The 21,061-nt window shown below is 68.2% G+C and carries 18 protein-coding genes; 9 read left to right on the forward strand and 9 right to left on the reverse strand.

The window, feature by feature from the left end; genetic code table 11:
* Positions 1–35: 35 nt before the first annotated feature.
* Together P4826_RS12600 and P4826_RS12605 are read left to right on the forward strand one after the other, a co-directional pair.
* Complete coding sequence (locus P4826_RS12600) at positions 36–893, forward strand: amidohydrolase family protein (RefSeq protein ID WP_317700721.1); 858 nt, start codon at positions 36–38, stop codon at positions 891–893.
* A gap of 15 nt (positions 894–908) precedes the next feature.
* Entirely contained in the window at positions 909–1,886 is a 978-nt protein-coding gene (locus P4826_RS12605) for a tripartite tricarboxylate transporter substrate binding protein (protein WP_317700722.1), read from the forward strand.
* A gap of 1 nt (position 1,887) precedes the next feature.
* Here P4826_RS12605 and P4826_RS12610 read toward each other — a convergent pair whose 3' ends face one another.
* On the reverse strand, positions 1,888–2,778 hold the full coding sequence (locus P4826_RS12610) for a LysR family transcriptional regulator (RefSeq protein WP_317700723.1): 891 nt from the start codon (positions 2,776–2,778) through the stop codon (positions 1,888–1,890).
* Positions 2,779–2,949: 171 nt separating this feature from the next.
* Here P4826_RS12610 and P4826_RS12615 point away from each other — a divergent pair, with 171 nt between their 5' ends.
* Complete coding sequence (locus tag P4826_RS12615) at positions 2,950–4,236, forward strand: solute carrier family 23 protein (protein ID WP_317700724.1); 1,287 nt, start codon at positions 2,950–2,952, stop codon at positions 4,234–4,236.
* A gap of 28 nt (positions 4,237–4,264) precedes the next feature.
* Positions 4,265–8,533, forward strand: coding sequence for an Eco57I restriction-modification methylase domain-containing protein (locus P4826_RS12620; protein WP_317700725.1), 4,269 nt, complete (start codon positions 4,265–4,267; stop codon positions 8,531–8,533).
* A gap of 175 nt (positions 8,534–8,708) precedes the next feature.
* On the opposite strand, the gene P4826_RS12625 is transcribed toward P4826_RS12620, so the two are convergent.
* Positions 8,709–9,446, reverse strand: a complete 738-nt coding sequence (locus P4826_RS12625; protein WP_317700726.1) for a zf-TFIIB domain-containing protein — start codon at positions 9,444–9,446, stop codon at positions 8,709–8,711.
* A gap of 187 nt (positions 9,447–9,633) precedes the next feature.
* Between P4826_RS12625 and scpC the strand changes: the two genes are divergently transcribed.
* Positions 9,634–11,169 carry a succinyl-CoA:acetate CoA-transferase ScpC gene (gene scpC, locus P4826_RS12630; protein WP_317700727.1) on the forward strand — a complete coding sequence of 512 codons (1,536 nt, stop codon included), beginning with the start codon at positions 9,634–9,636 and terminating at the stop codon, positions 11,167–11,169.
* Positions 11,170–11,232: 63 nt separating this feature from the next.
* On the forward strand, positions 11,233–11,655 hold the full coding sequence (locus P4826_RS12635; protein ID WP_317700728.1) for a hotdog fold thioesterase: 423 nt from the start codon (positions 11,233–11,235) through the stop codon (positions 11,653–11,655).
* 256 nt (positions 11,656–11,911) lie between these two features.
* On the opposite strand, the gene P4826_RS12640 is transcribed toward P4826_RS12635, so the two are convergent.
* The gene (locus P4826_RS12640) at positions 11,912–12,481 is read right to left on the reverse strand and encodes a cob(I)yrinic acid a,c-diamide adenosyltransferase (RefSeq protein ID WP_317700729.1); all 570 of its coding nucleotides are present in this window, start codon (positions 12,479–12,481) and stop codon (positions 11,912–11,914) included.
* A gap of 155 nt (positions 12,482–12,636) precedes the next feature.
* Here P4826_RS12640 and P4826_RS12645 point away from each other — a divergent pair, with 155 nt between their 5' ends.
* Entirely contained in the window at positions 12,637–12,864 is a 228-nt protein-coding gene (locus tag P4826_RS12645; protein ID WP_317700730.1) for a hypothetical protein, read from the forward strand.
* Positions 12,865–12,993: 129 nt separating this feature from the next.
* Positions 12,994–14,406 (forward strand): FAD-binding oxidoreductase, encoded by a 1,413-nt coding sequence (locus P4826_RS12650; protein ID WP_317700731.1) that lies wholly within the window; start codon positions 12,994–12,996, stop codon positions 14,404–14,406.
* 21 nt (positions 14,407–14,427) lie between these two features.
* On the opposite strand, the gene P4826_RS12655 is transcribed toward P4826_RS12650, so the two are convergent.
* From P4826_RS12655 to P4826_RS12665, 3 genes are all read right to left on the reverse strand, one after another.
* Positions 14,428–15,153 carry a hypothetical protein gene (locus P4826_RS12655; protein ID WP_317700732.1) on the reverse strand — a complete coding sequence of 242 codons (726 nt, stop codon included), beginning with the start codon at positions 15,151–15,153 and terminating at the stop codon, positions 14,428–14,430.
* 187 nt (positions 15,154–15,340) lie between these two features.
* Positions 15,341–15,799: a BON domain-containing protein gene (locus tag P4826_RS12660; RefSeq protein ID WP_317700733.1), complete on the reverse strand. Its 459-nt coding sequence runs from the start codon at positions 15,797–15,799 to the stop codon at positions 15,341–15,343.
* Positions 15,800–15,868: 69 nt separating this feature from the next.
* Complete coding sequence (locus tag P4826_RS12665; RefSeq protein ID WP_317700734.1) at positions 15,869–17,128, reverse strand: MFS transporter; 1,260 nt, start codon at positions 17,126–17,128, stop codon at positions 15,869–15,871.
* Positions 17,129–17,175: 47 nt separating this feature from the next.
* Here P4826_RS12665 and P4826_RS12670 point away from each other — a divergent pair, with 47 nt between their 5' ends.
* Positions 17,176–18,066, forward strand: coding sequence for an AraC family transcriptional regulator (locus tag P4826_RS12670; RefSeq protein ID WP_317700735.1), 891 nt, complete (start codon positions 17,176–17,178; stop codon positions 18,064–18,066).
* A gap of 128 nt (positions 18,067–18,194) precedes the next feature.
* On the opposite strand, the gene P4826_RS12675 is transcribed toward P4826_RS12670, so the two are convergent.
* The 3 genes from P4826_RS12675 to P4826_RS12685 all read right to left on the reverse strand — a co-directional run bounded on the left by P4826_RS12675 (position 18,195) and on the right by P4826_RS12685 (position 21,040).
* Complete coding sequence (locus P4826_RS12675) at positions 18,195–19,235, reverse strand: peptidoglycan-binding protein (protein WP_317700736.1); 1,041 nt, start codon at positions 19,233–19,235, stop codon at positions 18,195–18,197.
* 116 nt (positions 19,236–19,351) lie between these two features.
* On the reverse strand, positions 19,352–20,107 hold the full coding sequence (locus P4826_RS12680) for a class I SAM-dependent methyltransferase (protein WP_317703762.1): 756 nt from the start codon (positions 20,105–20,107) through the stop codon (positions 19,352–19,354).
* Between the two features lie 12 nt (positions 20,108–20,119).
* Positions 20,120–21,040, reverse strand: coding sequence for a ParB/RepB/Spo0J family partition protein (locus P4826_RS12685; protein ID WP_317700737.1), 921 nt, complete (start codon positions 21,038–21,040; stop codon positions 20,120–20,122).
* Positions 21,041–21,061 lie beyond the last annotated feature (21 nt).

The following is a 21,061-nucleotide window of genomic DNA, read 5'->3' on the forward strand; positions in this document are numbered from 1 at the left end:
CAGTGGGGGCATCGCCTTGACAACACCGGTCGGCCATGCCCCATTCACCACCCAGTTCACCGCTTTCGACAGCTGCCGCCCCCATGGTGGTGGACGGCCACGCCCATGTCTTCCTCAAGGACATGCCGCTGGCCGGCACGCGCCGCTATGCGCCCAGCCATGACGCCACGCCTGCGGACTATCTGGGTCTGCTGGATGCGCACCGCGTCACACATGGCGTGCTGGTGCAGCCCAGCTTTCTGGGTACCGGCAACGACTACCTGCTGGCCGCGCTGCGCGCCCATCCACAGCGCCTGCGCGGCGTGGTCATGCTTGACCCGCAGACGGACGAAGTGGAACTGGCAGCACTGAACACCGCCGGCGTGGTCGGCGTGCGGCTGAACCTCGTGGGCCAGCCGCTGCCCGACCTTGATGCACCGCAGTGGCAGGGCTTTCTGGCACGCCTGAAGGCACTGGACTGGCACCTGGAGTTGCACCGTCAGGCGGCCGACCTGCCGCCGCTGTTGGACGCGGCGCTGCGCGCGGGCTGCCGCATCGTGGTCGATCACTTCGGGCGCCCCGATGCCGGGCAGGCGCAGGCCGATCCGGGCTTTGCCGCGCTGCTGCAGCGCGCCGCCTCGGGCCGCGTCTGGGTCAAGCTGTCGGCCGCCTATCGCAATGGGCCCGATGCGAACGCCGCCCGCGCCTGTGCCAGCCAGCTGCTCACGGCCTTCGGGCCGGAGCGCCTGGTCTGGGGCAGCGACTGGCCGCACACCCAGCACGAGCAACTGGCCGACTACGGCACCAGCCTGGCCGCGCTGACCGATTGGGTGCCGGACGCGGCACAACGCGCCCGCATTCTGGGCGCCACGGCCGCCGAGTTGTTCCACCTTCCCGCTTTTCCGCAGTCATAACCATAGGAGATCCCCATGCAACGACGTTCCATCGCCCTCGCTGCCCTGGCCCTGGCCCTTGCGCCGGCCGTGCATGCCCAGGCCAACGCCACAACAGGCTTTCCCAACAAGCCGGTGCGCCTGGTGGTGACCTACCCGCCGGGCGGCACCGTGGACGCGGTGGCTCGCATCCTGGGCCCCAAGCTCACGCAGATCTGGGGGCAGTCCGTGGTCGTTGACAACCGTGCCGGCGGCGGCGGCATCATCGGCGCGCAGGCCGTGCTGTCCGCCCCCGCCGACGGCTATACGCTGATGATGGATGCGTCCAACCACGCGCAGAACCCTGCCCTCAAGAAGCGCATGCCGTTCGACACGCTCAAGGCCTTCGCGCCGGTATCGCTGGTGCTCAAGGTGCCCAGCGTGCTGGTGGTGAACCCGAACTTCCCCGTGAGCACGCCCAAGGAGCTCATCGCCTACGCCAAGGCCAACCCCGGGAAGGTGGACTTCGCCTCCTCGGGCAACGGCTCGGCCCAGCACCTGGCGGGCGAGCTGTTTGCGCTGAAAACCGGTACCCCCATGACCCATGTGGCCTACCGCGGTGGCGGCCCCGCCATGGTGGACGTGATGGCCGGCACCGTGCCCGTGTTCTTCGCCAGCCTGGCCTCGGCCCTGCCCTACATCCAGAGCGGCAAGCTGAAACCCGTGGCCGTGGCCGGCCAGCGGCGCTCGCCGGTGCTGCCCGACACGCCCACCTTCACCGAGGCGGGCGTGAGCGGTGTGGATGTCTATGAATGGAACGCCCTGTTTGCCCCCGCTGGCGTGCCGCCCGCGCTGGTGGACAAGATCAGCAAGGACGTGGCCGCCGCCCTGTCCGACCGCGAGGTGAAGGCACGGCTGATGGCGCTGGGCGCCGAGGTCATTGGCTCCACGCCCAAGGAGTTGGACCAGTACCGCCGCGCCGAGATCACCCAGTGGACGGCACTGGGCAAGCAGGCCAACATCTCGCTGGATTGACCTACAGCCGATCCGCGAGCTGGCTGGCAATCGTGGGCCGGCCCGACGCCTGCCACAGTACGCTGAGCTCGAAGTGCGGCAGGCGCTCACCGTCGGCCAGGGGCACGAACTGCACGCCGCGATGCTGCAGCACGGCCGCGGACTGGGGCAGCAGCGAGGCACCAATACCGGCCGCCACGCAGGACAGCACGGTCAGCGAGCGGTTGGCCTCCTGCACCACGCGCAGCTCCAGCCCCGCGCGTGAAAACGCGCTGGCGATGCCGGCGCGCAGCGCGGGCAGCTGCGCCTGGGGAAACCACACCAGGCCCAGCCGCGCCACGTCGGCCAGCCAGGCACGCCCGTCCACGCCCAGGGGCTCGCCCGCCGGCAGCACCGCCACCAGCGGATCACGCCGCACCAGCTTTTGCCGCACCCGCCCCTGCAACGCCACCGGCGTGTGCAACATGGCCAGGTCGATGCGCCCCTCGGCCAGGGCCTGCATGAGGTCGGCATTGCCCATCTCCGAGAGCACCACTCGCGTACCAACAAACTCGGCCTGCAGCAGCTTCAGCGCTGCGGGCAGCGCCTCATACACGGCATGCGTGACAAAGCCGATGTGCAGCTGTCCGCTCTTGCCATCCGCGATGGCACGCGCATGCTGCTCGGCCGATGCCGCCAGGGCCAGGCTGGCGCGCACATCGTCGATCACCGCCCGCCCCGCGCAGCTGAGCTCGGCACCACGGCGCGAGCGCTCGAACAGGCGTACACCCAGCTGCGACTCCAGCCGACGCAAGGCCTGGCTCAAAGCCGGCTGGGCCACGCCCAGTTGCGCCGCGGCGGCAGTCATGCTGCCCAGCTCGGCCACCGCGAGCAAGTAGCGCATGGTGCGGGTGTCGAATGGATTGGCGTTCATAAAGGGATGATGGCGCGCAAAGATACACCCAAAGCGAGGCCTGTTGAAACTCATGTTTTGATAGCTGTATGCGCACGACTGTAAAGCGCCAAAGCCATTTTTGGCTCAAACAATTCACAACCTGGCCAAACCCTCTACCATCGCCCCACCCCAAACAACAGGAGCGAATAAATGGGTTTTTTTGACTGGAACGAGCGCCCGGCGCAGGCGCTGGCGGGTGGCGGGGTGATCGGCCCCGATGAGCGCCTGCCCTGGGGCCAGACCGGGCTGATGGGCGTGCAGCATGTCATCGCCATGTTCGGCTCGACGGTGCTGGCGCCCATCCTGATGGGGTTCGATCCGAACCTGGCGGTGTTCATGAGCGGCATAGGCACGCTGATCTTCTTTTTGATCACCGCTGGCCGCGTGCCCAGCTACCTGGGCTCGTCGTTCGCCTTCATCGGCGTGGTGATCGCCGCCACGGCCTACGCCGGCAAGGGGGCGAACGCCAACATTGGCCTGGCGCTGGGCGGCATCATTGCCTGCGGCGCGGTGTATGCCGCCGTGGGCGTGGTGGTGCATCTGGTCGGCACCGGCTGGATAGAGCGCTTCATGCCACCGGTGGTCACCGGCGCGGTGGTGGCGGTGATCGGGCTGAACCTGGCAGCCATCCCCATCAAGAACATGGCGGCCAACAACTTCGAGGCCTGGATGCAGGCGCTGACCTTTGTCAGCGTGGCCCTGGTGGCGGTGTTCACGCGCGGCATGGTGCAGCGCCTGTTGATTCTGGTCGGGCTGATCCTGGCCAGCATCGCCTACGCCGCCTTCACCAACGGCCTGGGCTGGGGCAAGCCGGTGGATCTGTCGGGCGTGCTGGCCGCGCCCTGGCTGGGCGTGCCGCAGTTCCACGCGCCGGTGTTCAGCGCGCCGGCCATGCTGCTCATCGTGCCCGTGGTCATCATCCTGGTGGCCGAGAACCTGGGCCACATCAAGGCCGTGACGGCCATGACCGGCAAGAACCTCGACCAGTACATGGGCCGCGCCTTCATCGGTGACGGCATCGCCACCATGGTCAGCGGCGCCGCCGGCGGCACGGGCGTGACGACCTACGCCGAGAACATCGGCGTGATGGCGGCCACGCGCATTTACTCCACCGCCGTGTTTCTGGTCGCGGCGCTGATCGCGGTGCTGCTGGGCTTTTCGCCCAAGTTCGGCGCGCTGATCCAGGCCATTCCGCTGCCGGTGATGGGCGGCGTGTCCATCGTCGTGTTTGGCCTGATCGCCATTGCCGGCGCCAAGATCTGGGTGGACAACCGGGTGGACTTTTCGCAGAACAAGAACCTGATCGTCGCCGCCATCACGCTGATTTTGGGCACGGGCGAGTTCACGCTGAAGTTTGGCGACTTCGCCCTGGGCGGAATCGGCACGGCCACCTTTGGCGCGATTGCCTTGTATGCCCTGCTGAACCGGCGCGACTGAAACAGCCCCGGCCCTACACTCACGCCCCATGCAGGGCCAACTCTTCTCCCAGGACTTTCTCGCGCGGGGCATTCTGGAAACGCCGCCCTTCCAGCAGCTCGACGGCGCCCCGTTTGATGGCTTCTGCGCCGTCCTGCGCGACATCTACCAGGGGCTGGACGCCAGCAGCACCATCAACGAGGCGCAGACCGAGGCCCTGGTGATCACCAAGGTGCTCACCGCCCTGGGCTGGGGCGAGGATTTCTTGCCCCAGGTGAACCTGTCGGGCAAGCGCCGCGAGGACGTGCCCGACGTGCTGCTGTTTGCCAGCGCCGACAAAAAGGCCGCCGCCCTGCCGCTCAAGGACGACCAGCGCTACCGCCACGGCATCGCCCTGCTGGAGGCCAAGCGCTGGCTGCGCCCGCTGGATCGCGGCGACATCACCGAAGCACAAGACCCCGATGCGCCCTCGTCGCAAATGCTGCGGTATCTCAGCCGCGCCGACGTGGTCAGCGACCGCGCCGTGAAATGGGGCATGCTGACCAACGGCTGCGTCTGGCGCCTGTACTGGCAGGACGCGCGCTCGCGCTCGGAAGAGTTTTTTGAGGTGGACGTGGCCTGTGCCCTGGGCCTGGCCGGCATGCAGCCCACGCTGGACGAGGTGGCGCCCGCGCATGCGCTGCGCCTCTTTTACCTTCTGTTCCAGCGCGCCGCCTTTTTGCCGCAGGACTGGGACGACGCCGGCCGCAGCCTGCACGCCTATGCGCTGGCCGAGGCGCGGCTGTACCAGGAAAGGGTCTCGCAAGACCTGGGCGCGCGTGTGTTTGGTGAGGTCTTTCCGCAGTTGGCCGACGCGCTCACGCGCTGGGACCTGCAGGCGCAAAGCCACAAGGTGGGCTACGGCCACTACACCCGCCCGCAGTTCACCCCCGCCTACCTCGACGAAGTGCGCGAGGCCACGCTGGTGCTGCTCTACCGCCTGCTGTTTTTGTTCTACGCCGAGGACAGGCGCCTGCTGCCCGTGCATGACGAGCGCTACGCCCCCTACAGCGTGCGCCGCATACGCCAGGAGGTGCAGGGCAAGATCGACGCCGGCGCGCATTTCTCGGCCACCGTGCCGCGCATCTGGCTCGACCTGCGCGGTGCCTTCACCCTGATCAACGTGGGCGACGACACCATAGGCATGCCCGCCTACAACGGCGGCCTGTTCGCCCGCGCCCGCGCCCCGCTGCTCGAACGCGTGACCGTGCCCGACAAGATCATGGCGCCCTTGATCGACGCCCTGTCGCGCCGCACCGAAGACCTCTTGAAGGGCTGGATCAACTACCGCGACCTGTCCGTGGCCCACCTGGGCGGCATCTACGAGCGCCTGCTGGAGTACACCCTGGTGCACGAGGTGCAGGCGCGCGACGATTATCGTGACAAGCCCGAGATCGACCGCGTCAGCGCCCAGCCCGCCAGCTTTGCGCGCAAGCTCTCGGGCAGCTACTACACGCACGACGACCTGGTGCGCCTGGTGCTGCGCGAGTCCGTCGGCCTGCTGGCGCGCGAGCGCCTGGAGGCCTTCGACGCGCATATCCACAAGCTGGGCAAAAAGACCGCGCTGAACCCCGGTGACTGGGACGCGCTGGATGCCAAGGACCCGGCCAGCGCCATTCTGGAGCTGAAGATTTGCGACCCCGCCATGGGCAGCGGCCACTTTCTGGTGGCGCTGGTGGACGACCTGGCTGACCGCGTGCTGGAAGCCATCGCCCTGGCCACCGCCCAGGTCAACGCCGCGCCCTGGGCCGCCCACCTGCAAGAGGCCGGCCGCCCCTGGCAAAGCCCGGTGCTGCAGCGCGTGGCCGGCATACGCGCGGCCATCAAGGCGCAGGCACGCGAGCGCGGCTGGGCCGTGACCGACGCGCAGCTGGACGACCGCCACATCGTGCGCCGCATGATCCTGAAGAAAGCCATCTTCGGCGTGGACAAGAACCCCATGGCCGTGGAGTTGGCCAAGACCGCGCTGTGGCTGCACACCTTCACCGTGGGCGCGCCGCTGTCCTTTCTGGATCACCACCTGCAGGTGGGCGACAGCCTGCACGGCGAGCGCCTGCCCACGGTGCAGCGCGGCCTGCAGCAGCTGGGCGCGCTGCTGCTGCAAAGCGAGTTCGACCGCCTGGGCCGCGCCGCGCGCAACCTGGCCCAGGTGGCCGACCTGACCGACGTGGACATTGCCGAGGCGCGCCTGTCCAAAGAGCTGGCCGAGGCCGCCGCCGCCGACATGGCGCCATTGCAGGCGGTGCTGGACTTTTGGCGCGCGCTGCGCTGGCTGATCCCCGGCTGGCCCGTGGACAAGGCCGCCAAACTGGCCAAGCTGCTGCCCAACGTGGACGGCCAGCCCCACCCCTGGCTGCAAGGCATTGCCCAACTACTCAACCCCGGCGTGAACCTGGTGGCCGTGCTGGGCGCGGGCCAGTTGCCGGGCAGCGGCGCGGCCGTGCAGGCCGCCAACGACCTGATGCAGCAGGCGCGCGCGCTTGCGCGTGGCGAAAGCTTTTTTCACTGGTGGACGGCCTTCCCTACGGTGTTCGGCGCTGGCGGGCCGGGCGGGTTTGACGCCGTCATCGGCAACCCGCCCTGGGATCGCATCAAGCTACAGGAGGTGGAGTGGTTTGCCGAGCGCGACCTGAAGATTGCCGCCCAAGCCCGCGCCGCCGACCGCAAGGCGCTGATCGCCCGCCTGCAGCAGCAGCAATCGCCCCTGTGGGCCAGCTACCAGCAGGCCGTGGCGCGCGCCGAGACCAACGCCCGGGTGCTGGGCAACGGCAAGCAGGGCGCGGGCGACTACCCGCTGCTGGGCGGGGGCGACGTGAACCTGTACAGCCTGTTCGTCGAGCGCGCCCAGGCATTGACCCACCCGCAGGGCCTGGTGGCCCTGGTCACGCCCAGCGGCATCGCGGCCGACAAGGGGGCGGCGGAGTTCTTCCGCTCCATCTCGGCCAGCGGGCGGCTGGGGGCGCTGTTCGACTTCGAGAACCGCAAGGGCCTGTTTCCCGACGTGGATTCACGCTTCAAGTTCTGCGTGCTGCTGTTCGGCAGCCATGAGCGCCGCTTTGCGCAGACGCGCTGCGCCTTCTACCTGCATTCGCTGGACGAGCTGGACGCCGACCCGGCGCGCACCCTGGTGCTCACCGCCGAGGACTTCGCGCGCGTCAACCCCAACACCGGCGCGGCGCCCATCTTCCGCGCCCGGCGCGACGCCGACATCACCCTGGGCCTGTACGCGCAGCACCCGGTGCTGGTACGCCACGGCGGCAGCAGCGCCAGCACGGGCGCCCAGCCCGATGCGGCGGTGTGGCCGGTGAAGTACGCGCGCATGTTTGACATGACCAACGACTCGCGCTTGTTCTTCAAGGAAAGCGAGTTGGAGAAGCGCGGTTGGCGGCGGGCGGAGCTGAACCGCTGGGTGGATGCCGCCGGGCGGCAGGCGTATCCGCTGTATGCCGGCCGCATGGTGCACCAGTACGACCACCGCGCCGCCAGCGTCGCGGTGAACGAAGAAAACCTCAAGGTGGCCAGCCTTTCGGATCGCAGCTCTATCAGCGACAAGGCCAGCCCCTCTTACTACCCGCAGCCGCAGTACTGGATTGACGCAGACGCCGTGCCCGCGCCGCAGCGCCGCGCATGGGCGCTGGGCTTTCGCGACATTGCACGCGCCACCGATGTGCGCACCATGATTGCCGCCATCGTGCCCGGCGTCTGCGCGGGCAACACACTGCCCCTGCTGATAGACCCGGCCATGGGGCCGCGCGAAGCCTCTTTGTTGTTGGCGAACTTCAACGCGCTGGCGTTTGACTATGTGGCACGCCAGAAGACGCAGTCCACGCACTTGAACTGGTACATCGTCGAACAACTCCCCGTCATCGCCCCTGAGCGCTTTGACGCCCCCCTGCCCGCCCCCTTCGCCGCCGCCATGCGCGCCGCCGGGCTGATGAACGGCCACCACCCCCAGCCCACGGTGGCCGACTTCGTCATCCCCCAGGTACTGGCCCTGTCCTACACCGCGCACGACCTGGCGCCGTTCGCGCGCGACCTGGGCTATGTGGACGCCGCCGGTCAGGTGCTGCCGCCCATCGCGTGGGACGAGGAACAGCGCCGCGCCCGCCTGGCGGCGCTGGACGCAGTGTTCTTCTGGCTTTACGGCCTGGGCGCGGACGACGCGGCCTACGTGCTGGACACCTTCCCCATCGTGCGCACGCAGGACGAACGCGCCTTCGGCCGCTGGCGCACGCGGGACGACGTGCTGGCGGCACTGGCACTGCTGGGGGCTAACTAAAAAGATAGCTGCTTGCGCTTTATGGATAAGCGCTGGAGCCTGATATTGTCACTGGTATTCACTCCCTCGCCCCCTGTGGGAGAGGGTGGGGGTGAGGGGTGATTGGCTGCCGAGCCCTTTTTGAGCCCCTCACCCCTGCCCTCTCCCGCCAGCGGGAGAGGGAGAAAGTCCGGCCTCAGCGCCGCAGCAGCGACCACACGAACTCTATGCCCGCTGCCACCAGGTCGAACTGATCCTCCCGCCTGCCCTCGAAACGTTCGCGCTGGCGCTCGCGTTCCTCGCGCGTGCGGTTGCGTTCCAGGGCGATCAGGGCGTCGGCCAGGGCCTCGGGCGACTGGCCGTTGGCCGCCTGGCTGGCTGCTTGACTGGCGGCCTGGCCGTGGCGCTGCAGGGCCTTGTCCACCGCCTGGGGGTCGAGCAGTGCCAGGGCCGACCGGCAGTACGGGCAGGCGTGGTCGTTGCGTATGTCCACCGTGCCCCCGCAGCTGGTGCAGGCGATGCTGCCCACGCGCCGCGCCAGGGCCTCGATCTCGAGCGTGGAGAGGTGGCGCACAAAGCCCTTTTCGACCATGAAGGAGCCAAAGGTGGAGAAGCGCCCGTGCCGTGCCGCGCAGCGGTAGGTGACGTAGCGCCCGCCCTGGGCCAGGTCGTAGCCCTTGACCAGGTCTTTGCGGCAATGCGGGCAGCGCAGTCGGTCGGACAGGGGGTGGTGCGCGTCGCCATGGTGTTCATGCAGCAGCGCGAAGAGCTGCAGCACGGCGGCCGGCGCCAGGCGCGTGTTCTCCTGCGGGTCGAACCACAGGCCCTGGCAGGCAAAGCACAGATCCAGCTCCAGCATGCTGCCGTCGGCGGCGGCAAAGCGGCGCTTGTCGGCCGGCTGGCGGCAGGAGGGGCAAAGTGAGGTCGATGGCATGAATGGGGGATGGTAGCGCCTGCACGGCCATGCCATGAGCGGCCGTACAGCCATTCGCCACACTCTGGAGACAAGGGTTAACCCTTGCATGACTGTTAAAATTTGCTGTCTTTCTTACCAGCGGCCGCAGGCGCCCGCAGATGCCGCGCGCCGCGATTGTTTCTCTGGAGTGTGTGTGTCCCCAACGATGTCTTCCCGTATCCAGCACCCGGGCCTGGCCCAGAAAATCATGAGCGCGTCGGATGCCGCGGCGCTGATTCCGGCCGGCGCCACCGTCGGCATGAGCGGCTTCACCGGCTCGGGCCACCCCAAGCTGGTGCCGCAGGCCCTGGCCCAGCGCATAGCGGCCGAGCATGCGGCGGGCAAGCCCTTTCAGGTGAATGTGTGGACGGGCGCCTCCACCGCGCCCGAGCTGGACGGCGCGCTGGCCAAGGTGGGCGGCATGCACCAGCGCCTGCCTTTCCAGTCCGACCCGCTATGCCGCAACAAGATCAACGCCGGCGAGCTGCATTACCTGGACATCCACCTGTCGCATGTGGCGCAGCAGGCCTGGTTCGGCTTTCTGGGCCGCATGGATGTGGCGGTGGTGGAGGTGCTGGGTATCTTGCCCGACGGGCGCCTGATCCCCTCGGCCGCCGTGGGCAACAACAAGACCTGGCTGGATATTGCCGACAAGGTGATCCTGGAGGTCAACAGCCTGCCCCCGAAGGAGATGGAGGGCATGCATGACATCTACTACGGCACGGCCATTCCGCCGCGGCGCCAGCCCATCCACCTGACGCAGCCGATAGAGCGCATCGGCGAGCCCTATCTGCGCGTGGACCCAAACAAGGTGATCGCCGTGGTCGAGACGCACCACGGCGACCGCGACACGGCCTTTGCCCGGCCCGACGCGGTCAGCAACCAGATTGCGGCGCACATCATCGACTTTCTGGCGCATGAGGTGAAGCTGGGCCGCCTGCCCAAGGCCATGCTGCCGCTGCAGTCGGGCGTGGGCAATGTGGCCAATGCCGTGCTGGCCGGGCTGCTGGACGGCCCGTTCGAGGACTTGCTGGGCTTTACCGAGGTGCTGCAGGACGGCATGCTGGAGCTGATCAAGCGAGGCAAGATGGCGGCCGCCTCGGCCACCGCCATATCCCTGAGCCGCGAGGCGCTCAAGGACTTCACCGACAACATTGACTTTTACCGCCAGCGCATCGTGCTGCGCCCGCAGGAGATCAGCAACCACCCGGAGCTGGTGCGCCGCCTGGGCGTGATCGCCATGAACGCCATGATCGAGGCCGACATCTACGGCAACGTGAACAGCACGCACATCATGGGCAGCGGCATGATGAACGGCATAGGCGGCTCGGGCGACTACGCGCGCAACGGCTACCTGTCGTTCTTTGTCACGCCCTCGGTGGCCAAGGGCGGCGACGTGAGCTGCATCGTGCCCATGGTCTCGCATGTGGACCACACCGAGCACGACACGCAGATCATCGTCACCGAGCAGGGCCTGGCCGACCTGCGCGGCCTGTCGCCGCGCCAGCGCGCGCAGGTCATCATCGACAAATGCGCCCACCCGGACTGGCGCCCCATGCTGCAGGACTACTTCGACCGCGCGCGCCGCCAGGGCGCGCAGCACACGCCGCACCTGCTCAGCGAGGCGCTTAGCTGGCACCAGCGCTGCCTGGAGACCGGCAGCATGCGCGCCACCGAGGACGAGCTGGCGGCTGTCGCCTAAGCGCTGCAGGGGCGAACCACAGTGGGCATGATGCAGGCTTTGCAACCCACATTGCCTTGCACCATGCCGATCTGGAAAAAACCCCTGACCCTTGAACTGCTGCACAGTGCCCATGCCAACACAGCCATAGCGCACCTGGGCATAGAGATCACCGAGATTGGTGATGACTTTCTGCGCGGCCGGGTGCCGGTGGACGAGCGCACGCGCCAGCCCTATGGCCTGCTGCATGGCGGCGTGAGCGTGGTGCTGGCCGAGACCCTGGGGTCGATGGGCGCCTTCTATTCCTGCCCGGCAGGCCAGCGCGCCGTGGGCCTGGACATCAACGCCAACCACCTGCGCGCCGCCACCAGCGGCTGGGTCACGGGCACGGCGCGGCCGGTGCACATCGGCAGGACCACCCAGGTCTGGCAGATCGACATGGTGAACGACGAGGGACAGCTGACCTGCGTCTCGCGCATCACCATGGCGGTGCTGGCGCCGAAATAAAGAACAACCCCCTGAGCGGCTGCGCCGCTGGCCTAGCTTGCGTCAGGTTCAAGTCGAATTGGTCTGATTAGGCACATACCTCAGACTGTGCCGCGAGCCCTCACCCCAACCCTCTCCCAGAGGGAGAGGGAGTAAAGCCGGCGCAACCGGTCGCGCTCGCCCCTTTGGGGAGAGGGAGGGGTGAGGGGCCTCTGCGATATGTGCATAGGCAGGCGAATTGGCCTGCAGCGCTTATCAATCAAGCGTCAACAGCTATTTATTCAGTAGCATTCTGCCGCGCCAGGCGCTCGCTCTTCCAGTACACCTCGCTGCCGGCATCGAGCCGGTTGAGTACGCGCGAGAGCACGAACAGCAGGTCTGAGAGGCGGTTCAGGTACTGGCGCGGCGCAGCGCGCATGGCCTCGCCCTCCTGCAGCGCCACCACGGCGCGCTCGGCGCGGCGCGCCACCGTGCGGCAGACATGGGCCTGGCAGGCAGCGCGCGTACCGGCGGGCAGGATGAATTCCTGCAGGCGCGGCAGCTCGGCGTTGTAGCGCGCCAGGGCGTTGTCCAGCTGCAGCAGGCCGTCGTCCTTGAGCAGCTCATAGCCGGGCATGGACAGCTCGCCCCCTAAGTTGAACAGCTGGTGCTGCACGTCGATGAGCAGCTCGCGCATGTCGGCTGGCAGGCTCTCGCACAGCAGCAGGCCGATGTGCGAATTCAGCTCATCCACATCCCCCATGGCGTGCGGGCGGCCGCTGGCCTTGGATACGCGCGTGTTGTCGCCCAGGCCGGTGGTGCCGTCGTCACCGGTGCGTGTGGCGATCTGTGTCAGTCTGTTTCCCATGGCGCATTCCTTCAGTTTCGGGGTCGAAACGGCGATTGTGCGTTACACCTGCCGACCAATTGTTGAGCAGGGCAACAGCGGGAAAAATTGCTGGCCTGGTCTTTTTTGCTGCGGTGCAATGCGGCCCTGTTCAACTCTTGCCGGAGACCGAATCGATGCCGACAACACAGCAGCGACGCCCCATCTCCCCGTTCGACGCACGCAGCGTGATGCTGTTCGCAGCCCTTACCATGGGCGGTGCGTTGGCACAGGCCCAGACCTCATCCACGCCGGCAGCGCAGTCCAAGCACCAGGCCAGCCGCAGCCCCGCACCCACCGGGCTCAAGCTCATCATCGGGAGCAGCGCCCGCGGCGCAGAAGCCTCGTTGAAGCGCCCTGCCTGAGCGCCAGGCGCCAGGCACCTTCCCCCGCCAAGGCTGTACTCCAGGGCCTTGGCGGGCTTTTTTTGCCTGCGCCTTGGGCGGTGGCTCAACTTTTAGAATGAGCGCTTCCATCCAGCCCGTCGCAGCCCCATGAACGCCCCCGCCCATACCACCCAACTGCTTGCCCGCCCCGTGCCTCAGGCCCTGCTGGATGCGTTGTCCCAGCGCTTTGGCACGCAATATTCCAGCGCCCTGGCCGTGCGCGCACAGCATGGACGCGACGAGGGCTCCATCGAAGCACCACCGCCGGCCGCCGTGGTCTTTGCCGAGAGCCGGCAGGACGTGCAGGATGCCGTGCGCCTGGCCGCGCAGCACGCCGTGCCGGTGATCGCCTACGCCGCCGGCTCCTCGCTCGAAGGCCATCTGCTGGCCGTGCAGGGCGGCATCAGCATCGACGTGAACCGCATGAACCGCGTGCTGAGCATCGATGCCGATGACCTCACGGTCACCGTGCAGCCCGGCATCACGCGCAAGCAGCTCAACGAGGCCATCAAGGACAGGGGCCTGTTCTTCCCCATAGACCCGGGCGCGGACGCCAGCATGGGCGGCATGGCCGCCACGCGCGCCAGCGGCACGAATGCCGTGCGCTACGGCACGATGCGCGAGAACGTGCTGGCGCTGGAGGTGGTGACGGCCAGCGGCGAGGCGATACGCACCGGCACGCGCGCCAAGAAGAGCAGCGCCGGCTACGACCTGACGCGCCTGATGGTGGGCAGCGAGGGCACGCTGGGCATCTTTACCGAGGTCACGCTGCGCCTGTACCCGCTGCCCGAGGCGGTGAGCGCGGCCATCTGCTCCTTCCCCAGCATCGAGGCCGCGGTGCGCACGGTGATACAGACCATTCAGCTGGGCGTGCCCATCGCTCGCGTGGAGCTGATCGACGCCAACAGCGTGCGCATGGTCAACGCCCACAGCAAGCTGGATCTGCGCGAGGAGCCGATGCTGCTGATGGAGTTCCACGGCTCGCCCAGCGGTGTGCGCGAGCAGGCCGAGACGGTGCAGGCACTGGCCAGCGAGCATGGCGGCCAGGCCTTCGAGTGGGCCAGCACGCCCGAGGAGCGCACGCGCCTGTGGACGGCGCGGCACAACGCCTACTTTGCCGCGGTGCAAAGCCGCCCCGGCTGCCGCGCCATCAGTACCGACACCTGCGTGCCCATCAGCCGCCTGGCCGACTGCCTGCTCGACTCCGTGGCCGAGGCCGACGCCAGCGGCATCCCCTACTTCCTGGTCGGCCATGTGGGCGACGGCAACTTCCACTTCGGCTACCTGATCGACCCCAACGACGTCGGCGAACGCGAACGCGCCGAGCGGCTCAACCACCAACTGGTGACGCGCGCCCTGGCCATGGGCGGCACCTGCACGGGCGAGCATGGCGTGGGCATCCACAAGATGGGCTTTTTGCTGGACGAGGCCGGCGCCGGCGCGGTGGACATGATGCGCGCGATCAAGCGCGCGCTCGACCCGCAGAACATCCTCAATCCAGGGAAGATCTTTACGCTGTGACGCCTGCCTGCCCTACTCCCGCTACGGCAGGAAGGCGGGGGTCAAAAGGCGCAGGCCGATGGAAAACCAACGCTCGCGCAGGTGCGTGCCATTGCGATTTCCATAGGTGGCATCGAGCTGCACGCGATCGGGCACCAGCGAATAGCGCAGCCCCAGCTGATGCATGGGGCGGCCCTGGTTCTGGCCAAAGGTCTCGGCCAGCAGCCAGGCTCTGGCGCTCAGCTGGATCTCCGTCCCCAGGCCCCAGGTCAGACGATCACGCCGAGCCGCCCCATCGCGCAGCCAGCCGACATTGGCATGCACCTGCAAGGCGTCATCGCGCAGTGAGAAGCTGACCGGCGCATAGGCGTACCAATCGCGTCGTGCGGCTGCTTGTGGATGGCCCACGCTGCCGGCCGCCAGGGCCAGGCCCCAGCCATTGGCTTGCAGGGGCCGCAATACCATCTTGCCCTGCAGCACCACATCGGTGGTCTGGCTGTGCCCATGGGCATTGGTGCGCGTGCTGCCCAGGGCCAGCTCCAGATTGCCGGTGATATTGCAGGCCGGCTGCATCGAATACTCGGTACTGCCCCGGCGGCCCGTGGCCCAGCTCTCCACCTGGCAGGCCCTGGCATCGACGATGCGTGCATCGTCGGTGACCATGGGGCTGGCGGCATGGCTCGGGGTGGCAACCGCCCCCAGCATGGTCAGGCCCAGGCAGGCAAGGTAACGCGCCGGCATGCGCGGCGCGGGAATGTAAAAGTGCATGGTCAGCAGCAGAGGGGCCGGATGATCTTGCGCCCACCCGGCCCGGCGGTGGCACAAGGCCCGGCGATTGTAGGCAAGGCCTGCTTCACGCCATCTGCACCCGCCGCGCCGCCATGCGCATGGTCAACGCCCACAGCCGCCTCGCGCTGCGCGAGGAGCCCATGCTGCTCACTGTAGACGCGGGCGCTCAGGGGCGCGCCAGCGGGTAGCGCGGCGCCACCCCCTCACCCGGAACATGCAACAGATTGACCACGCCGATCACGTCGTCCACCAGCCCCACGGCTTGTTCCAGCGCGCGGCCCTGCTCCACCGAGCGCACGCAGCCCGTCAGCGTGACTATGCGCCGCTGGCCCAGCACCCAGACGCTGGTGTCATCGAAGCGCCCGTCCTCGCGTATGAACTGGCGCACGCGCGGGACGATCTCTGCGTCGTACAGGTAGGAGTTGGGCAACCGGCAACGACCCGAGCGATAGCAGCTGCCGCCATGCTGGGCGCGTTCATGAGCCAGCTCGCGCACCTCCTGCGCGCTGTAGAGCGGTCCCTCGGGCACGGGGCAACCGGGCATGGCGGCCGTGGCCTGGACGAAGGGGTCGTCAAAGGCATTGCTGCGCGGCTGGGCGTCCACAGCCGCCGCCAGCGACAGCAAAACAAGGCATTAAAATCGGCCGCATCGCCCTAACATAAAGCGCAATAAGCTACTATTTATATAGTAAAACTAAGCTGCGGCCGCCGCGGGCCGCGACCGCGCCGCCACATCCGCCCCCACAAAGCCCGCCGACACCACGCCCAGCACCAGGGCCAGCGCCGAGCCGTAGAAGATGCTGGAATTCATCTGCGCGTCCAGCATGGCGCCAAAAATGGGCGCGGCGATGGAAAAGCCCAGATCCAGGCCCGAGTACACGGTGCCGTAGACGCGCCCGGTGGCGCCCGGCGGGGCGGCGCGCTTGATGAGCATGTCGCGCGACGGGCCGGCGATGCCTATGCCCATGCCGGCCAGCGCGGCCACGGCCAACGCCAGCATGCCGGGCAGCACGCCCAGGCCCACCAGCGTGAGCAGCAGGGCCGAGGCCAGCAGGCAGACGCTGATGGTCTTCTCCAGCCGCTCCACGCGGCCCACCAGGAAGCCGCCGATCACCATGCCCATGGCGCCGCACAGCATGTAGCCGGTGACCACCATGGTGGTGAGCGACAGGGGAATGCCATACATGTTCTGCAGCGACGGGGCGGCAAAGCTCTGGATGGCGCTGAGCGAGCAGGTGCTCCAGAAGAAGAACGAGAAGCACAGCCACACAGCCGGCAGCTTCAGGAAGGCCATGGGGTGCTCGGGGACTGCGGCCGCTCCCTTGGCGCCGTGGTGCGCCCAACTGCCCTGGCGGTCGTCGAGTGCGTCGCGGTTCCACACCATGATGGCCAGCACCAGCAGCGCCAGCGCCGCGCCAGCCAGACAGGCCACGCGCCAGGAGCCGCTGGCCGTGGCAATGCCGGCCATGAACACCGGCGCCGTGGCCCAGCCCAGGTTGCCCGAGATGCCATGCACCGAGAAGCCATGGCCCAAGCGCTGGGGCGACACGCGCTTGTTGAGAATGGTGAAGTCCACCGGGTGAAACGGCGCATTACCCAGACCGGCCAGCACCGCCGCGACCACCAGGCCGGCGTAGCCGCCAGCCGTCCCCGCCACCAGGCCGGCGGCGACAAAGCACGCCAGGGCGGCGAACAGCACCGGGCGCGCGCCCACCTTGTCCACCAGAAAGCCGGCCATGGCCTGACCGGTGCCCGAGACCACGAAGAACACCGACAGCAGCAGGCCCAGCTCGGAATAGCTGAAGCCGAAATCCGCTATCAGGAACGGAAACAGCGGCGGCAGCAGCATGTGAAAGAAATGCGAGGAGCCATGCGCCAGGCCGATCAGGCCTATGGTGCGCGCGTCCTGGCGCAGGGTGGGGGTAGCGGTCGTCATGGCCATGATGGTAGTCATGCCGGCGACGGCCGATATACGATAGCCGGCCAATTGCTGTCGCAAACATGCCAAACCAACCCGCACCGGACGCCACCCCTGCCCCACCGCCCCCCAGACCGGTGCGCGTGCCGTCCTATGTGGAGGCGCTCACGCCCCACCTGTTCGTGCCCAGCCGCGCGCGGCCGGTGCGCGCCAAGCACCGCGAGCTGACGGCCGACACCCATGTGCGCCCGCACAGCCACCCCTGGGCGCAGGTGGCGATCTCCACCACCGGCGTGATTCGCCTGACGGTGCCGCATGGCGCCTACATCGTGCCGCCCTCGCGCGCGCTGTGGATTCCGCCCGGCGTGGAGCATGCCGTGACCATGGTCGAGGACGCCGACCTGCGCACGCTGTACTTCCACCAGCCGCCCGGGCGCTGCGGCCCGGCCGTGGCGCGCGCACAGGAGGAGCCCTGGCGCCAGTGCCGCGTGCTGGAGGTCTCCGACCTGCTGCGCGCCCTGGTGCGCGAGATGCCGGCCGAGCCCGACGACGGCGCCCCGCTGGCACCCGAGGCCCTGCACCGTGAGCGCCACCTGAGCGCCCTGATCCTCGACGAGCTGCGCCGCGCCAACAGCGTGCGCCTGGGCGTGGAGCTGCCACGCGACAAGCGCCTGCGCCACCTGTGCGAGACCGTGCTGGCCGACCCCACGCACCACGAAACCCTGGCCGACTGGGCGCGCGACACCGGCGCCAGCCCGCGCACCGTGGCGCGGCTGTTCCGCCAGGAGCTGGGCTGCACCTTTACCCAATGGCGCCAGCAGGTCATCCTGGCGCGCGCCGTGACCCTGGCCGCGGGCCGCCGGCCCATCAACCAGATTGCCGCCGAACTGGGCTACAACAGCCCCAGCGCCTTCAGCGCAATGGTGCGCCGCACGGTGGGGCTGGCGCCGGGGCAGTTTCTCGGCTCTTGTTGATGCCGAAACACACCCCCAATAACTATTATTTTTATAGCTTGTTGCGCTTGTCAAATGGGCGCTACAGCCCGTTTCAAGCAAAAACGCGGCCCCGGGGGCCGCGCTCATGCCAGAGGGCAAAAAAACGATCAGCGCGACAGCGCGCCGGCCGTGGCCGTGTCCAGCTTGCCCGTCACCGGCAGGCCCTGGGCCTGCTGGAATTCGCGCAGCGCCTTGGCCGTCTTCGGGCCGGCGGCGCCGTCGGGCGTGCCGACGTTGTAGCCCAGGCCGTTCAGGCGTTCCTGGGCCTCGCGCATGGACATGGCGGCGCCGGCCTTGGTCTGCGAGGGTGCCACGCCACCGTCAACGCCCAGCTTGCCACCGCCGCCCAGGCCCTGGCCTTGCACGCTTTGCGCCTTGTAGTTGCGCAGCGCCACGACCATCTGGTTGTAGGCGTCCATGAACGCGGCCGTGATCACCTTGCCCTGGGCCGTGTTCTGGTAGCCGCCCAGGCCGCCGCCGGCGCCACCGCCGAAGATGCCGCCAAAGCCGGCAAAGTCGCTCTTGGAGGCACTGCCCTCGGAGGCCGCCACCTGCACGCCCGAGCGGTTGTCCACCAGGGTCAGCATGGCGCTGGCCTCGCGCGTCTTCAGGCCACCGCCAATGGCCGCCACGGCGCGGCCGCTGCCGCCGCCGATCAGGCCGCCAAGCACGCCGCCAATGCCGCCGGCGTCGTTGTTGCTGAAGATGATCTCGGGCGACATGCCATAGTCAGAGGCCACCATCTGGCCCTTGCCAAAATTGCTGCCGCCGCGCATCTCGCCCGAGCCCATCAGCTGGCGCTCGCGCGCCATGGCACCCATGCCTGCCGCGCCACGCTCGACCACGATGAAGCAGTTGGACTGCTGGATCAAGAGGCGCAGCAGGTTGGCCGTGGGCGGCAGCTTGTATTCGTTACGCAAAATGGTGTACCAGCCCGCGTCCTGGTTCTCGACCAGCGACACCGTGCCCAATGGCGACTGGCAATGCTCAAGCTGGCTGCTGGCGTTGGCGGCCGTGCCACCCGCGGCCGCGCCCGTGGCCACGGTCTTGGACTCGGCGCTGCCCATCTTCATGTTGGTGGTTTCGCAGCCCGTCAGCGCGATCACGGCGCAGGCGGCCGCCAGCAGGGGCTTGGTTTTCAGGTGCATGGAGGAACTCCTTCGGTTGTTGTGTCATGGATCTGCGAAGCTGGGGCCTGAACCCGCGCGCAAGGGACAAAATATTAACGCCTTGCCTTGAGTTGCAACAACATTAATCGGCCCGCCTACAGCTCGCCAGCCGGCGCGCCTCCAGCCATTGGCTGCAATGGCAGGCGGTACACCCACACCCCATGGCCCGCAAAGGACTGCAAGCGCATGCTGGGGCGTACGCCGGGCAGCTCGAACGCCAGGCTGACCAGCCAGTTGCCCGGAGCCATTTCGGCGCTGGCCTTCGCGGCCACGCGGGCCATGCTTTCCGGGCGCTGGAACAGATACACCAGCGCATAGGCACTCCAGTCCGCGGCCCAGATATCGCCGCGGCGCACCCTGGCCCAGGGGCAGCGCAGACGGCACAGCAGGGCCAGCGGCCAGCTCCATTCCAGCCCATGCAGCTGCGCGCGCGGGTAGGCCGCGCGCAGGGCCTTCAAGCCATCGCCCAGGCCACAGCCGGCGTCCAGCACAGGGGCGCCATCGGCCAGCGCGGCATGCGCCTCCAGCCCGCGCAAGGCCCCCGGCGGCGTGGGAAACAGGGGCGCATCACGCCAGGCATTGATGGGATAGACCAGCAGCAGCAATGCCAGCGGCAACAGCCAGGCCCAGGCCGGCAGCGCCACCGCGCCCGTCAGCGCCGCGGACAGCGGAAAGCCGAGCGCAATCAAGCCCCGCCGCCACCAGGTGGCCGCCAGCAGGCTGCCCACCACCCCCAGGGCGCAGGCCAGCAGCAGTGCCGGCAGCGGCGGCAATACCGCGCGCAGGCCGACAAACACCAGCCAGGCACCGGCCCAGACAGCCAAGGCCGGCAGGGGCCAGGGCAGGCGCATCATGAGTGTGGCTCAGTCGCCGCGCAGGCGCTCGATCAACCCGTTGAGCGCCTCCAGCGAGCCGAATGCAATCGCCAGCTCGCCCATTTCCTCGACGCGGCTACCCCGCTTGACGCGCTTTTTCACGCGCACCTCGACCTCTGCCATGAGCAGGTCGGACAGCTCCTCTTCCACCCGCTTCAGGTCGCGCGACTTGTCCTTCTTGGGCTTTTGCGGCGTCAGGTTGAACTCGGCACCCAGCTTCTTCACCAGGCTCTCGGCCTCGCGCACCGACAGCTTCTTGGCCGCGATCTGGGTGCCGGCGGTGATCTGCGTGGCACGATCCAGCGCCAGCAGCGCGCGCGCGTGGCCCATGTCGATGTCGCCTGCCATGAGCATGGTCTGCACCGGATCGGCCAGGTTCAACAGGCGCAGCAGGTTGCTGGCGGCACTGCGCGAACGTCCCACGGCCTGCGCCGCCTGCTCGTGCGTGAGGCCGAACTCCTTCACCAGGCGCTGCAGGCCCTGGGCCTCTTCCAGCGGGTTCAGGTCTTCGCGCTGGATGTTCTCGATCAGCGCCATGGCGGCGGCCGATTCGTCAGGCACGTCGCGCACCAGCACCGGGACTTCATTCAGGCCGGCGAGGCGGGATGCGCGAAAGCGCCGCTCGCCGGCGATGATTTCGTACTTGCCGGCGTGCTCGCCTTCTTGCAGACGGCGCACCAGGATGGGCTGCATCACGCCCTGGGCCTTGATGCTCTCGGCCAGCTCGTACAGCGCGCCCTCGTCCATGCGCGTGCGCGGCTGGTACATGCCGGGCACCAGATCATCGAGCGCCAGCGCGCTGGGCAGACCGGCGGCCGCCGCCTGGGCCTGCTCGGCCGGTTCTGCGACCTTGGGGCCGAGCAGGGCTTCGAGGCCGCGGCCCAGGCCCTTGGGTTTTTTTGTCACCATAAGTGATGAAGCTTTCTATCA

It is taken from the genome of Diaphorobacter limosus (genome assembly GCF_033100095.1).
In the GTDB taxonomy this organism is placed as follows: domain Bacteria; phylum Pseudomonadota; class Gammaproteobacteria; order Burkholderiales; family Burkholderiaceae_C; genus Alicycliphilus; species Alicycliphilus limosus.

What these genes read in the sequence shown, in the direction of transcription:
- P4826_RS12625 (WP_317700726.1), bottom strand. Translation starts at nt 9,446, where the DNA reads ATGCCATCGACCTCACTTTGCCCCTCCTGCCGCCAGCCGGCCGACAAG.
- P4826_RS12650 (WP_317700731.1), top strand. Translation starts at nt 12,994, where the DNA reads ATGAACGCCCCCGCCCATACCACCCAACTGCTTGCCCGCCCCGTGCCT.
- P4826_RS12635 (WP_317700728.1), top strand. Translation starts at nt 11,233, where the DNA reads ATGCCGATCTGGAAAAAACCCCTGACCCTTGAACTGCTGCACAGTGCC.
- P4826_RS12600 (WP_317700721.1), top strand. Translation starts at nt 36, where the DNA reads ATGCCCCATTCACCACCCAGTTCACCGCTTTCGACAGCTGCCGCCCCC.
- scpC (WP_317700727.1), top strand. Translation starts at nt 9,634, where the DNA reads ATGTCTTCCCGTATCCAGCACCCGGGCCTGGCCCAGAAAATCATGAGC.
- P4826_RS12605 (WP_317700722.1), top strand. Translation starts at nt 909, where the DNA reads ATGCAACGACGTTCCATCGCCCTCGCTGCCCTGGCCCTGGCCCTTGCG.
- P4826_RS12680 (WP_317703762.1), bottom strand. Translation starts at nt 20,107, where the DNA reads ATGCGCCTGCCCTGGCCCCTGCCGGCCTTGGCTGTCTGGGCCGGTGCC.
- P4826_RS12655 (WP_317700732.1), bottom strand. Translation starts at nt 15,153, where the DNA reads ATGCACTTTTACATTCCCGCGCCGCGCATGCCGGCGCGTTACCTTGCC.
- P4826_RS12615 (WP_317700724.1), top strand. Translation starts at nt 2,950, where the DNA reads ATGGGTTTTTTTGACTGGAACGAGCGCCCGGCGCAGGCGCTGGCGGGT.
- P4826_RS12665 (WP_317700734.1), bottom strand. Translation starts at nt 17,128, where the DNA reads ATGACTACCATCATGGCCATGACGACCGCTACCCCCACCCTGCGCCAG.
- P4826_RS12640 (WP_317700729.1), bottom strand. Translation starts at nt 12,481, where the DNA reads ATGGGAAACAGACTGACACAGATCGCCACACGCACCGGTGACGACGGC.
- P4826_RS12645 (WP_317700730.1), top strand. Translation starts at nt 12,637, where the DNA reads ATGCCGACAACACAGCAGCGACGCCCCATCTCCCCGTTCGACGCACGC.
- P4826_RS12685 (WP_317700737.1), bottom strand. Translation starts at nt 21,040, where the DNA reads ATGGTGACAAAAAAACCCAAGGGCCTGGGCCGCGGCCTCGAAGCCCTG.
- P4826_RS12670 (WP_317700735.1), top strand. Translation starts at nt 17,176, where the DNA reads ATGCCAAACCAACCCGCACCGGACGCCACCCCTGCCCCACCGCCCCCC.
- P4826_RS12620 (WP_317700725.1), top strand. Translation starts at nt 4,265, where the DNA reads ATGCAGGGCCAACTCTTCTCCCAGGACTTTCTCGCGCGGGGCATTCTG.
- P4826_RS12610 (WP_317700723.1), bottom strand. Translation starts at nt 2,778, where the DNA reads ATGAACGCCAATCCATTCGACACCCGCACCATGCGCTACTTGCTCGCG.
- P4826_RS12675 (WP_317700736.1), bottom strand. Translation starts at nt 19,235, where the DNA reads ATGCACCTGAAAACCAAGCCCCTGCTGGCGGCCGCCTGCGCCGTGATC.